This is a genomic window from Prauserella sp. PE36 (assembly GCF_003311655.1).
In the GTDB taxonomy this organism is placed as follows: Bacteria; Actinomycetota; Actinomycetes; order Mycobacteriales; family Pseudonocardiaceae; genus Prauserella_A; species Prauserella_A endophytica.
In genome coordinates, this window is the sequence record NZ_QEQT01000092.1 from 207,279 (window position 1) to 219,282 (window position 12,004).

General features: G+C 72.0%; 14 protein-coding genes. 5 read left to right on the plus strand and 9 right to left on the minus strand.

What is annotated here, in order from left to right; all coding sequences use genetic code 11:
* Genes DI005_RS29625 through DI005_RS29635 form a run of 3 tightly spaced genes read right to left on the minus strand, consistent with a single transcriptional unit; the run spans position 1 to position 3,470 of the window.
* Positions 1 to 549 carry a VOC family protein gene (locus tag DI005_RS29625; protein WP_158559921.1) on the minus strand — a complete coding sequence of 183 codons (549 nt, stop codon included), beginning with the start codon at positions 547 to 549 and terminating at the stop codon, positions 1 to 3.
* Positions 546 to 2,270 (minus strand): class I adenylate-forming enzyme family protein, encoded by a 1,725-nt coding sequence (locus DI005_RS29630; protein WP_113644330.1) that lies wholly within the window; start codon positions 2,268 to 2,270, stop codon positions 546 to 548. The genes DI005_RS29625 and DI005_RS29630 overlap by 4 nt, the downstream gene beginning before the upstream one ends.
* Before the next feature lie 36 nt (positions 2,271 to 2,306).
* On the minus strand, positions 2,307 to 3,470 hold the full coding sequence (locus DI005_RS29635) for an acyl-CoA dehydrogenase family protein (protein WP_113644331.1): 1,164 nt from the start codon (positions 3,468 to 3,470) through the stop codon (positions 2,307 to 2,309).
* 170 nt (positions 3,471 to 3,640) lie between these two features.
* On the opposite strand from DI005_RS29635, the gene DI005_RS29640 reads away from it, so the two are divergent.
* Genes DI005_RS29640 through DI005_RS29660 form a run of 5 tightly spaced genes read left to right on the plus strand, consistent with a single transcriptional unit; the run spans position 3,641 to position 6,999 of the window.
* Complete coding sequence (locus DI005_RS29640) at positions 3,641 to 4,201, plus strand: VOC family protein (RefSeq protein ID WP_113644332.1); 561 nt, start codon at positions 3,641 to 3,643, stop codon at positions 4,199 to 4,201.
* The gene (locus DI005_RS29645; RefSeq protein ID WP_112269772.1) at positions 4,198 to 4,386 is read left to right on the plus strand and encodes a ferredoxin; all 189 of its coding nucleotides are present in this window, start codon (positions 4,198 to 4,200) and stop codon (positions 4,384 to 4,386) included. The genes DI005_RS29640 and DI005_RS29645 overlap by 4 nt, the downstream gene beginning before the upstream one ends.
* 9 nt (positions 4,387 to 4,395) lie before the next feature.
* A complete protein-coding gene (locus DI005_RS29650; protein WP_113644333.1) occupies positions 4,396 to 5,628 on the plus strand; it encodes an NAD(P)/FAD-dependent oxidoreductase in 1,233 nt (410 codons plus the stop codon).
* Positions 5,629 to 5,653: 25 nt separating this feature from the next.
* Positions 5,654 to 5,977 (plus strand): ferredoxin, encoded by a 324-nt coding sequence (fdxA, locus tag DI005_RS29655; RefSeq protein ID WP_112269768.1) that lies wholly within the window; start codon positions 5,654 to 5,656, stop codon positions 5,975 to 5,977.
* A complete protein-coding gene (locus tag DI005_RS29660) occupies positions 5,974 to 6,999 on the plus strand; it encodes an alcohol dehydrogenase catalytic domain-containing protein (protein ID WP_113644334.1) in 1,026 nt (341 codons plus the stop codon). The genes fdxA and DI005_RS29660 overlap by 4 nt, the downstream gene beginning before the upstream one ends.
* A 230-nt stretch (positions 7,000 to 7,229) precedes the next feature.
* Here the strand turns inward: DI005_RS29660 and DI005_RS29665 are convergent, their stop codons facing one another.
* From DI005_RS29665 to DI005_RS29690, 6 genes are read right to left on the minus strand one after another with little or no spacing between them, the layout of a single operon-like run.
* Positions 7,230 to 7,730 carry a VOC family protein gene (locus DI005_RS29665; RefSeq protein ID WP_199543310.1) on the minus strand — a complete coding sequence of 167 codons (501 nt, stop codon included), beginning with the start codon at positions 7,728 to 7,730 and terminating at the stop codon, positions 7,230 to 7,232.
* Positions 7,727 to 8,482 carry an SDR family NAD(P)-dependent oxidoreductase gene (locus DI005_RS29670; RefSeq protein ID WP_158303060.1) on the minus strand — a complete coding sequence of 252 codons (756 nt, stop codon included), beginning with the start codon at positions 8,480 to 8,482 and terminating at the stop codon, positions 7,727 to 7,729. Before DI005_RS29670 ends, DI005_RS29665 begins: the two co-directional genes overlap by 4 nt.
* Positions 8,479 to 9,705, minus strand: a complete 1,227-nt coding sequence (locus tag DI005_RS29675) for a cytochrome P450 (RefSeq protein WP_233520366.1) — start codon at positions 9,703 to 9,705, stop codon at positions 8,479 to 8,481. Before DI005_RS29675 ends, DI005_RS29670 begins: the two co-directional genes overlap by 4 nt.
* Complete coding sequence (locus DI005_RS29680) at positions 9,698 to 10,831, minus strand: thiolase family protein (protein WP_113644336.1); 1,134 nt, start codon at positions 10,829 to 10,831, stop codon at positions 9,698 to 9,700. Before DI005_RS29680 ends, DI005_RS29675 begins: the two co-directional genes overlap by 8 nt.
* Positions 10,828 to 11,202, minus strand: coding sequence for an OB-fold domain-containing protein (locus DI005_RS29685; protein WP_112269762.1), 375 nt, complete (start codon positions 11,200 to 11,202; stop codon positions 10,828 to 10,830). Before DI005_RS29685 ends, DI005_RS29680 begins: the two co-directional genes overlap by 4 nt.
* A 31-nt stretch (positions 11,203 to 11,233) precedes the next feature.
* Positions 11,234 to 12,004, minus strand: coding sequence for an SDR family NAD(P)-dependent oxidoreductase (locus DI005_RS29690; RefSeq protein ID WP_113644337.1), 771 nt, complete (start codon positions 12,002 to 12,004; stop codon positions 11,234 to 11,236).

The window sequence follows — 12,004 nt, forward strand, 5'->3', positions numbered from 1 at the left end:
TCACCTCCAGGCCGGCCGGGCGTCATTCCACGCGATGCGCCCGGCCAGCACGTCGCCGATGCCGGCGCCCTCCGGCATGACGGGGTCGGTCCAGCTCAGCGGCGAGTCGGTGAGCTGGACCAGCGTGCCGAACGCGGACGAGGGGCGGATGAAGGTCTCGTCCCAGCATCCGGTTCCCGTTCGGGTGTCCACAGTGGAGTACCCGGCGGCCTCCAGTCGCGCGGCCGCCTCGGTGACGTCCTCCACGAAGCACGTCATGTGGTGGAATCCGGGGCCGCGTTTTTCCAGGTACGCCGCGAGGTAGGACTGCTCGTGCAGCGGCTGGAGCAGCTCGATCTTCACCCCGGGCGGGAAGCTCAGCTGCAACGACCGGATCGCGAGCCGGTCGTCGTCGCCGCCCGCGATCAGGCGGCCGCCGAACAGGTCCGCGTAGAGCGGTGCGGCGGTGGCGAGGTCCCGCACCGCGACGGCGACGTGGTCGAAACGCGTGACGAGGCTGGCGAGCTCCTCGACCGCGCCGGCCTCCGCCGGGACGAGGTCCCCGATCACGGGAGCTCGATCCCGAGCTCGGCGCAGATCGCCTCACGCAGCCGGAACTTCTGGATCTTGGTCGCGGCCATCGGCCACTCGTCGACCACCCGGATGTGCCGGGGCAGCTTGAAGCTCGCGATCCGGCCGCGCAGCCACTCCCCGAGCTCCTCGCCGGTGACGTCGTGTCCCGCGCGCAGCTCGACCGCGGCGACCGGCACCTCCACCAGCCGGGCGTCGGGGATGCCGACGACCTGTGCGATGTTCACCGCGGGATGGCGCTGCAACGCCTCCTCGATCTCGACCGCCGCGACGTTCTCGCCGCCGACCTTGAGCATGTCCTTCAGCCGTCCCAGATACGAGATCCGCCCGTCCTGGTCGACGGCCCCGATGTCGCCGGTGTGGAACCAGCCCTCGGCGTCGGTGACGGCGGCGGTCTCCTCGGGGGCGTTGTGGTAGCCCTCGAACATCGAGTAGCCGCGGACGCAGATCTCGCCGCGCTCCCCTGTCGGCACCTCCGCGCCGGTCTCCGGGTCGACGATCCGGATCTGGATGCCGGGGAACGGCGGACCGCTGGTGTTGGTCCGCTGCTCGAGGGTGTCGGTGGGCACCGAGAAGGAGACGCAGCCTCCGGTCTCGGTGGAGCCGTAGGCCGTGACCACCGCGGCGTGCGGGAAGAGCCCCTGCAGCTCCCTCAGGGTCGCGGGCGGCGCGACGCCGTTGACAACCCGCACGGCGCTCCAGTCCACGGTGGAGAATCCCGGATGGTTCGCCACCGCCTGCGTGATGGTCGGGAACGTCGGATAGAAGTGGGTGAGCCCGGCGCGCCGCAGCATCACGATCGCCGCGTCGGGCTCGAAGTGCTCCATCGAGAGGAACGTCGCGCCGACGAAGAAGCAACCGTTCATCGGCAGCACCGAGGACATGTGGAACATCGGCAGCGGGTCCCAGAAGCGGTCGCCCCCGTGGACGTCGAGCCGCTCGGCCACGGCGATCGCGTTGCGGACCACCATCTCGTGCGACAGCGCGCAGCCCTTCGGCTTCGCGGTGGTGCCGGAGGTGTACATCATCATGCCGACGGCGCGCAGCGGCACCTGACGGCGCAGCGTGTGGACCTCCTCCGGCGTCACCCGCGCCGCGCCCGCGTAGAACCTCTCCGCCGGGGTGTACGCGGGGGCGACCGTGCCGTCGCCGCCGAGCAGCACCACCGCCTCCAGCGAGGGGACGGACGCCACGGGGAAGGCGTCACCGCGCCCTGGGTCGAGCTCGGGCATGGCGGCTTCGATCCGCCTCGTGAGCTCGAAGGGCCTGCCGGGCTGCTCGGCGGTCACGAGGACCTTGATGCCCGCGTCGCCGAGAACGTGGGCCAGGTCGTCGCCCTGGTAGCGGGCGTTGACGAGCACCGCGACCGCACCCAGCATCGCGGCGCCGTAGGACACCCGCGCGAAGTCGGGACAGTTCGCCATCAGCACGCCGACGTGGTCGCCCGGCCCCACGCCCATGGCCCGCAGGGCCCTGGCCGCCAGCTCGGCCTCGTCGGCCAGCTGCGCGAAGGTCAGCCGCTCGCCGGGGAAGACGAGCGCCTCGGCGTCCGGCCACAGGGCGGCGGCACGGATCACCACGTCGCCGATCGGAACCGCCTCGGCCCAGCCACGGTGCCCCGTCGAGGCGCTACCGGCCCCGGGGGCCACCGTGTCCCTCAGCGCCGGTGCCTCGGGCGAGGACGTCTCCGTTGTCGTCACCGTGTGTCCTACCTTTCAGCTGTTGTCCCCTGCCTCTCAGAACGACCGGGGCAGACCGGCCATCTCGGCGATCGAGTTGCGGGCCATCTCATTGGCGATGGGGCCGATCCGGTAGAGCCGGGCGTCGCGCCAGTATCGCTGCATCTGCGTCTCGAGCGCATAGCCCATGCCGCCGAAGATCTGGATGCCCCGGTCGGCCGCGGTCACCGCGCCCTCGGAGGCGACGATCTTCGCCATGTTGGCGTGCATCCCGCACTCCAGGCCCTCGGCCTGGCGCCACGCCGCCTCGTAGACGAGCAGCTCCGCCGACTTCTGCGCGATCAGCATGTCGGCGTAGTAGTGCTGCAGCACCTGCATCTGGCCGAGCTTGCGGCCGAAGACGTCGCGCTCCTGGAGGTAGCGCTTCGCCTCCTCGATCACGCCGTCGAGGATGCCCAGCGCGAGCGCCGACATGACGATCCGCTCGTTGTTGAGTGTCTTCAGCAGCATGTACCAGGCCTGGCCCGGCTCGCCCAGCACGAGGTCGTCGGGCACGAAGACGTCGTCGAGGAACACCTCGCAGGACCCGACGTTCTTCATGCCGAGCTTCGGGATCTGCCTGCACTCCACGCCCGGCGTCTCGCGCGGGACCAGGAACAGGGTGGTGCCCCTGGTCTTCTTGACCGGGTTCTTCTCGGTCCGCGCGAGCAGGAGCAGGTAGTCGGCGACGTGTGCCTGGGTGGACCAGATCTTCTGGCCGTTGATGACCCAGCCGTCCTCGGAGCGGGTGGCTGTGGTCTTCAGCACGCCGAGCAGGTCGGTGCCGCCCGCGGGTTCGGTGAGCGAGATGGCGAACTTCGTGCGCCCCTCGGCGATGTCGGGCAGGAAGCGGCGCTTCTGCTCCTCGGTGCCGTAGTAGCCGACGGACTTGGCCCCGGCGAAGGCGTTGATGCCCCAGATCCAGGCGATGCCACCCAGCGAGCGGGCCAGCTCGCGGATGAGAATGACCTGGTCGAGCTCGGTGCCGCCCGAGCCGCCGTACTCCTCGTCGATCGCGATGCCGTGGAAGCCGGCCTCGGCCATCTTCGCGAAGAGCTCGTGCGGGTATTCGAACTCCTTCTTCTCCAGCTCGAGGGCGACCTCCTTCGGGCACTCCTTCTCGACCCACGTCCGGACGGCCTTCCGGAACGCCTCCTGCTCGTCGGTGAGCGCGAAGTCCACGGTCCCTCCTGATCAGCCGGCCATACGGCGGCTCCTGGTATTTCCACCAAACGATTGCTTGATTCATGGAACACTGCCCTCCTAGTGATGTCAAGCACGTCCCTGGACTTTTATCAACCAATCGTTTGGTGTAAACATGGAAGAGTCGAGGGCGACGAAAGGAAGACCCCATGACCCGTGTGCACATCGACCACATCGCGCTCTGCGTGAAGGATCTCGACCAGGCCATCGCCGACTGGAAGGACATCCTCGGCGTGCTCACGCCGGAGATGACCGAGACGATCACGTACTCCCGGGGCAGCTCGGACGGGACCGAGATGGTGTGGGCGACCTTCCAGAACCCCGACCCCACGGGCGTCTCGATCCAGATGTGGGCACCGGGCTCCCCGGACAGCTGGGTGCACAAGGTGCTCGCCAAGCGCGGCGAATTCGTCCACCACATCGCGTTCCTGAGCGACAACTTCGGCCACACGATGGAGCAGTGCCGCGCCGCCGGGCTGCCCGTCCTGCTCGACGAGGACAGCCACCCCGACACGATGCCGTGGCTGAAATGGAACTTCCTGCCCGAGTCGAAGGCCCACGGCGTGCTCATCGAGCTGGCCACGCGCTACCAGGTCGGCGGCGACCGGTGGGTGCCGCACCCCGGCAACGCCGAGAACGCCGACCTGCTCAAGGAGATGACCCAGCGCTTCTACACCGACCCGGGGCTGCAGGGCGGAGGCCGGCCGTGAGGATCAACGTCGACCTGGCGCTCTGCCAGAACTACGGGCAGTGCGTCTTCGCGGCGCCGGACGTCTTCGACCTCGACGACGCCGGCGAGCTCGTCTACCAGGCAAGCGCCGAGGAGACCGCGCGCGCAGACGTCGAGGCCGCCGCCATGGCCTGCCCCGTGCAGGCCATCACGATCGAGGGGTAACGAGCCATCATGTCGACTCCCCCGGCCCGGCGGATCGTCGTCGTCGGCGGCTCGCTCGGAGGTCTGCGGGTGACCGAGGCGCTCCTCGCGGGCGGCTGGGACGGCGAGGTCGTCGTGCTCTCCGCAGAGCCGCACGTGCCCTACACCCGGCCACCGCTGTCGAAGGCCGCGCTCGCCGACGGTCCAGATCTCGCGACGCTCGCCTTCAAGCAACGCCCCGAGGCCGCGCGAGCCGAGTGGCGCTTCGGCTCCCGAGCCGTCGCCGCGGACCTCGCCGCGCGCACGGTCACCCTCGCCGACGGCGGCACGCTCGCCTACGACGGCCTGGTCGCCGCCACCGGCGTCCGCCCGCGACGGCTCCCCGCGCGGATCGACCACTCCGCCGGAGCCGGGCACGTGGTGCGGACGATCGAGGACTGCCGCGCCCTGCACGCCGAGCTGCGGCCAGGCGCCAGGGTGGTCGTGATCGGCGCCGGCTTCATCGGCTGCGAGGTCGCCGCCACCGCCACCGGACTCGGCTGCCACGTCACCGTCGTCGCCGTCGACGAGTCCCCGATGCTGGTCCCGCTGGGCCGCGCGGTCGGGGACGCCGTCAGGGCCCGCCACGAACGCGCCGGTGTCGCCTTCCGGCTCGGTGTGTCGGTGGCCTCGGTGAGCGGGACCCGCGGGGCGTACTCCGTGGCCCTGTCGGACGGCACGTCGGTGGAAGGCGACGTCCTCGTCCAGTGCGTCGGCTCCGCTCCCTGCGTCGAGTGGCTGGAGGGCAACGGACTCGACCTCACCGACGGCGTCGTGACCGACAACCGGCTGCGCCTCGGCGGCGGCACGGGCGCGGTCGCGGTCGGCGATGTGGCCCGCTTCCCGAACCCGCTCTTCGACGACGTCCCGCGCCGGATCGAGCACTGGCAGACGCCACTGGAGACCGCGCGCCGCGCCGCCGCGACCCTGCTCGCGGACCTCGCGGACCTCGCGGGCACGGAAGCGGACCCGGTGCCGTTCACCCCGCTGCCGTCGTTCTGGTCCGACCAGTACGACCTGCGCCTGCAGTCCTTCGGCGTGCCCGGCCTCGCGGACCGGACGGAGGTTCTCGAAGGCGACCTCGAAGGCCAGGCGGTGGTGGGCTACTTCCGCGGCGAGCAGCTCGTCGGCGCCCTGCTGCTCGGCCTGCCCCGGCGGGCCGCGGCCGTCCGCAAGCACCTGCTCGCCTCACTCACCGACCCGGCGGCCACGTACGCCGCCTGAACCGTTCCCCCGCCAAGGAGACCCGATGACCTACGTGATCGCCGAGCCCTGTGTCGACGTGCAGGACAAGACCTGCATCGACGAATGTCCCGTCGACTGCATCTACGAGGGCCCTCGGATGCTGTACATCCACCCCGACGAGTGCGTCGACTGCGGAGCCTGCGAACCGGTCTGCCCGGTCGAGGCCATCTACTACGAGGACGACCTGCCCGAGGAGCTGGCCGCCTACACCAAGGTCAACGCCGAGTTCTTCGACGGGCTCGGCAGCCCCGGAGGCGCCTCCCGGCTCGGCGCGGTGGACGCCGACCATCCCCGGGTGGCCGGACTGCCCGCCCAGACTCCGGCGTGAGCGGGGGCGACGTGCACCTCGCCGCCACCACCACGCGACTGCGCACCGTCGTCACCGCCCCGGTCACGCCGCCCGACCCCGGCCAGGACGAGGCGCTGCTCGCCGTGGAGCGGGTCGGGATCTGCGGGACCGACCTGCACATCTGGGACGGCAGCTACGCCACCGGCCTTCCGCTCATCCAGGGGCACGAGATCAGCGCGACCGTCGCCGCCCTGCCCGGCGGCTACGCCGGCCCGCTCGCCGTCGGCGACCGGGTGGCCGTGGAGCCGGTGGTGGCGTGCGGGACGTGTTACCCCTGCCGGATCGGCCGCCGCAACACCTGCCGGTCGATGGACGCCGTGGGCGTGCACCGGCCGGGCGGCTTCCAGGAACGCGTCGCGGTGCCCACCGGCAACTGCCACCCGGCGCCCGGTCTCACGGCCGACGTCGCCGCGCTCGCCGAGACGCTCTCGGTGAGCCTGCGCGCGATCACCCGCCCCGGCGTGCGGGCAGGCGAGCGGGTGCTGATCCTCGGTGCGGGACCGATCGGGCTCGGCGCCGTGATCGCCGCACGGGACGCGGGCGCCGAGGTGATGGTCGCCGACCTCCACGAGTCCAGACTGGACCTCGCGCGCAAACTCGGCGCCGCCGTGACCGTCCGGGGCGTCGAGGACCTGGCCGAGCACGTCGCCGAATGGACCTCCGGCGAAGGAGCGCCCGTCGTGGTGGAGGCCACCGGCGCCGCGGCCGTCGCGGAGCGGGCCTTCGAGGTGGTCGCCACCGCGGGCCGGATCTCACTGGTCGGCGTCTCCGAGCAGACCGCGCGTCTCGGCCTGCGCACGTTCACGGCGAAGGAACTCGACGTGTACGGCAGCCGGTCCACACTGGACTTCCCCGCCGCGATCGCCCTCGCCGGAAGGCACCAGGACGACGTCCGCCGCCTCATCAGCCACGAGTTCGGCCTCGCCGAGGTCGGCGAGGCACTGGCGTTCTCCCACGACAACCCGCAGTCGGTGGTGAAGACGGTCATCGCCGTGGGCTGAACGCAGCCGGTCACGGCGAATGGTGATGTGTACCCGCGCGTACCTGGTGAACGCGGCGAGGCGCGGTTCGGCGCTGCGGAACGCGTGCCATTCGGCCCGGATGGCGGCGGCGCGGTTCGCACGCGGCCGGATCACGATCAGGCCGGCGGGCTAGCCGATCGTGCTGCGGCTCGGCCGCGCCCTGCGTGCGGGTGAGGGCCAGGTCGGTGAAGCCGACGAGCTTCCTGGCGTCAGCGTGTGCCCTTCCAGCACGGCCAGGCACCGTCGAAGCCCGCGCGGCCTGCCAGCACGTCGTCGAGCGTGATGCCGTCGACCGGACCGCTCCAGTCGCGATCGGTGTCGACGAGCTGGACCAGGCCCCCGGTCTGCCGTGGCCGCAGGAACGTCTCGCGCCACGTCGGGTCGCCGAGGTCGGTGCCGACCGTCTCAAACCCCGCCGCCTCGACCACGTCCACGGTGCGGGTCACGTCGCCCACCACGAAGGTGACGTGGTGGAAGCCCTCGCCGCGTCGGTCGATGGTCCTGGCCAGCAGGCTGTCGTCCCGCAGCGGCTGCATCAGCTCGACCTTGAAGCCGCCGAGCCGCAGGTGGATGATCCGGTTGCCGGTCTCGTCGTTGTCGCCGCCGAGGACGAACCGCCCGCCGAGCACTCCGGCGTAGAGCGCGAGCGCCGCCTCCGCGTCGCGGACCGCGACGGCGACGTGGTCGAGCCTGCGGACCCCGGCGGTCAACTGATCTGCCCGCCGTCGACGACGAGGGTGCTGCCGGTGACGAACGAAGCGGCGTCGGAGGCCAGGTACACCACGGGGGCGGCGATCTCCTCCGGCCGTGCCCAGCGCCCGAGCGGGATCTCGGCGGCGTAGAGCCTGCCCATGCTGGGGTCGTCCTCGTAGTGGTCGTGCGCTCCGGAGTCGACCAGCCCCGGCTGCACCACGTTGCTCCGCACGCCGTGCCTGCCCCACTCGCGCGCCATCGTGCGGTTGAGCATGGTCAGCCCGGCCTTGGCCGTGCCGTAGTGGGCCATCCCGTGCTGGGCGGCCTCTCCGACGATCGATCCGATGTGGACGATCGCCCCGCCACCCGCGCGGATCATCCCTGGCAGGGCGGCGCGCGCGCAGAGCAACGGGGCCTCCAGGTTGAGGGCCACCGTCTTCTGCCAGCCGGACAGCCGCATCTCCGCCAGCGGGGCGAGGAACCGCGCGCCGCCCGCGTTGTTCACCACCACGGTCGGGTCGCCGAGCTCGGCGGCGACCTTGGCGACGGCGTCGGTCACCTGTGCCTCGTCGGTGACGTCGGCGGTGACCACGCTCGCCCGCCTGCCCGTGGGCTCGATCAGCGCGGCCGTCTCCTCCAGCGCCTCCCGGCGGCGCGCGAGCAGGCCAACGTCGGCGCCCGCGTGTGCGAGCGCGAGCGCGATCGCCCGCCCGATGCCGCCGCTGGCGCCGGTGACGACGGCGACCTTCCCTTCGAGCGCGCCGGTCACGACACCGCTCCCCGCCGGACCGGCATCCGCTTCATGCCGCGGCTCATCATCGTGGTGTGCCATTCCTCCGGCCCGTCGAGTGCGAGGTCGGGCAGGGCGTCGAGCACCGCTGGGATCGCGACCTGGGCCTCCAGCCGGGCGAGGAAGTTGCCGAGGCAGTGGTGGACGCCGAAGCCGAAGGCGACGTGGTTGTTGCGCTGGCGCGTGATGTCGAGCTCGTGCGGCCGGTCGAAGACCTCCGGGTCGCGGTTGGCCGCGCTCTGGACGAGGAAGACGTTGTCGCCCTTGCGCAGCGTCTTGCCGCGCAGCTCGAGGTCCTCGGCAAGCAGCCGCTGCTCCAGCCGCGACGGGCCGTCGAAACGGAGCAGCTCCTCGACCGCGGTGGTGATCCGCTCGGGCTCGTCGCGCAGCAGATTCCACTGCTCGGGGTGCCGCAGCAGCTGCCGGGTGCCGTTGGCGATCAGGTTCGTGGTCGTCTCGTGCCCGCCGAAGACCAGCAGCGCGCACGTCGCGATGATCTCCCTGTCGTCGAGCGGGGGCTCCACGTCGTGGGCGGTGACGAGGCTGGAGATCACGTCGTCACCGGGATCGCGCCGGATCTTCGCGACGAGGTCGGAGAGGTAACCGGTCAGCTCCACGAGCCCCTGCTGCGCGAGCTCCCGCCGCCCCGGCTCACCCTGCGCGCCGAAGACCAACGTGAGGATGTCGTCGGACCACTTCTTGAACAGGTCGCGGTCCTGGGCGGGGACGCCGATCAGCTCGGCCACCACGATCGCCGGAATCGGGTACGCGAAGTCGGCGACGAAGTCGAAGCGCTCGCGGTCCCTCAGCCCGGCGAGGGTCTCCTGCACGACCTGTTCGACCCTGGGCCGCCACGTCGCGACGCGTTTCGGGCTGAACGCGGGCATCACCAGCTTGCGCAGCCGCGTGTGCTCCGGCGGGTCGAGGAACACCATCCAGTGCCGCAGCACCTCGAACGTCGGCGCCCTGGCAGCGCGCTTCTCCTCCGACAGGTGCGTCTCGTAGACGGGCCGCACGCGGTCGGACGAGAAGGCGGGGTTGCGCAGCGCCCACAGCACGTCCTCGTGCCTGTGCAGGAACCACGCCTGGTACCGCTCGTTCCAGTGGACCGGATGCTCCGCCAGCATGTGGGCGAAGTAGGGGTAGGGGTCCGCGAGGCGCTCCCCACCCAGCATGTCGTCGAGCTCCAGCGTCTCAACCACCGAGCACCACCACCACACACCCGTTTCCGTCGATTCCGGCGGTGCCGCCGCCCATGGTCTCCACGGCGGCGACCCGCGCTCCTTCCACCTGTCGTGCTCCGGCTTCGCCGCGCAGCTGCCACACGGCCTCGGCCACCTGGGCCAGCCCGGTGGCGCCCAGGGGATGCCCTCGGCTGAGCAGCCCGCCAGAGGGGTTCACCGGCTGGCGGCCGCCGAGCGCGGTGTGCCCGGAGAGGACCAGGTCGCACCCACCGCCGGGCTCGGTGATGCCGAGCGCCTCGGTGGCCGTGATCTCCCCGATCGTGAAGGCGTCGTGCACCTCGAACACATCCACGTCGCCGGGGCCGATCCCGGCCTCGTGCCAGGCGTCCGCGGCCACGCCGGCCATCAGCTCGTAGCCCCAGGGATGGGTGCTGCGGTGGTCCCACAGCTCGCCCGAGCGCAGTGCCGAGGCCGCGATGCGCACGTCGCGGCCGACGCCGCGCTCGCCACCGATCACCGCGGCCGTGGCGGCGTCGGAGATGTCGCAGCACTGCAGCAGCGTCAGCGGGTCGGCGACCATCCGGGAGGCGAGAACCTCCTCGGCGGTCACCTCGGCTCCGTGCTGGGCGCGCGGGTTGAGCGCCCCGTGCCTGCGGTTCTTCACCGAGACGGCCGCGAGCGCCTTCGGCTCGAGGCCGTAGAGGTGCTCGTAGCGGCTGGCGACCATCGCGTACACCCCTGGCAACGCCAGGCCGGCCCGGCCCTCCGCGTCGGTCTCCTCGGGCGTGATCGGCCCGGAGAAGTGCAGGGTCATGGTCTCCACGCCAAGGCAGAGCACGCGCCCGAAGCGGCCGGACAGCACCGCGTGGCGCGCCTCGTGCAGGGCGGTCGACGACGTCGCGCAGGCGTTCTCGAAGGTCAGGATCGGAACACCGGTGATGCCGAGCAGCTGCAGCGCCCGCTGCGCCGTGCCGGGGGCGCCGAACACGGTGCCCGCGAAGACGGCGTCGAGCTCGCGCACGTCGTCGACACCGGCGTCGTCGAGCGCCTCGGTGACCGCCTGCTGGACGAGCGACGGCGCGCCGACTCCGGGCTGGCGGCCGAACCGGGACGTGCCGACGCCGTGGACGAAAGCCGCGCTCATGACTCCTCCCCCGCGGGGACGGCGAGCAGGTCGCCGGTCCCGGACGTGCCCGTGACCCGGGCCCTGGTGCTGGGCGGCAGCGGCCGGTCGCCCGGCGTGTGGACCAGCACGCGAGGCCCGTCGTCGAGCACGACGTAGGCCACCGCGTACGGCGGGGTGTGGCCGGGCACCCGCACGCGCAGGCACGTGGAGGCCCACACCTCGCCCTCGGGCGAGAACGCGCTCTCCGCGACGGGTCCCCGGCACAGCGGGCACCGCAGAACCGCCTGCGCGACGGGATACCCGCACCCGGTGCACCGCCAGCCGAGTACGGCGACACCGTCGGGGCCGGTCCGGACCCGCGGACGCGGGTCACCGGTCGTGGTGCTCATCGGTCTCCTTCCACAGAGCAGGGGCGGCGGGTCATCGCGGCGCCATCCGCACGCCGGCGTCGACGCGGATGACCTCGCCGTTGAGGTAGGTCGTCTCGAGGCAGGTCCGGACCACGTTCGCGATGTCTCCGGCCCGGCCGAGCCGTTTCGGGAACACGTTGGCGTCCCGCAGGTAGCCGCGGACCTCCTCGCTCGCGGCGCGCACCATCGGCGTGTCGATGGTCCCGGGGCACACGCACAGCACGCGCACGCCGTGGGAGGCGAGGTCGCGGGCCAGCGGGAGCGTCAACGCGACGATGCCGCCCTTCGACGCGGCGTACGACGCCTGTCCGACCTGGCCCTCGTACGCCGCGATCGAGCCGATGTTGACGATCACTCCCCGCTCGCCGTCCTCGCCGGGCTCGTTGCGGGCCATCACCCCGGCGACATTGCGCAGCACGTCGAACGCGCCGACGAGGTTGACCTCGATCCCCTGCCGGAAGCGCTCCAGCGGGAACAGGGTCCCGTCGCGGGCCACGGCCCGGGCCGCCGGGCTGATCCCGGCGCTGTTGACGAGCACGTCGATGCGGCCGAAGCGTTTCCCGACCTCCTCGACGGTGGCGGCGACCTGGCCGGGATCGGTGACGTCGAGCGGGAAGAACTCGGCGCCCCCGCCCAGTTCCGCGCACAGCTCGGGGCCGCGTGAGCCCGGCAGGTCGAGCACCGCGGCGCGGCCTCCGCCGTCGACGAGCATGCGCGTGACGCCTTCGCCGATGCCCGAGGCACCGCCGGTGACGACTCCCACCGCGCCGGTGACGCGCAT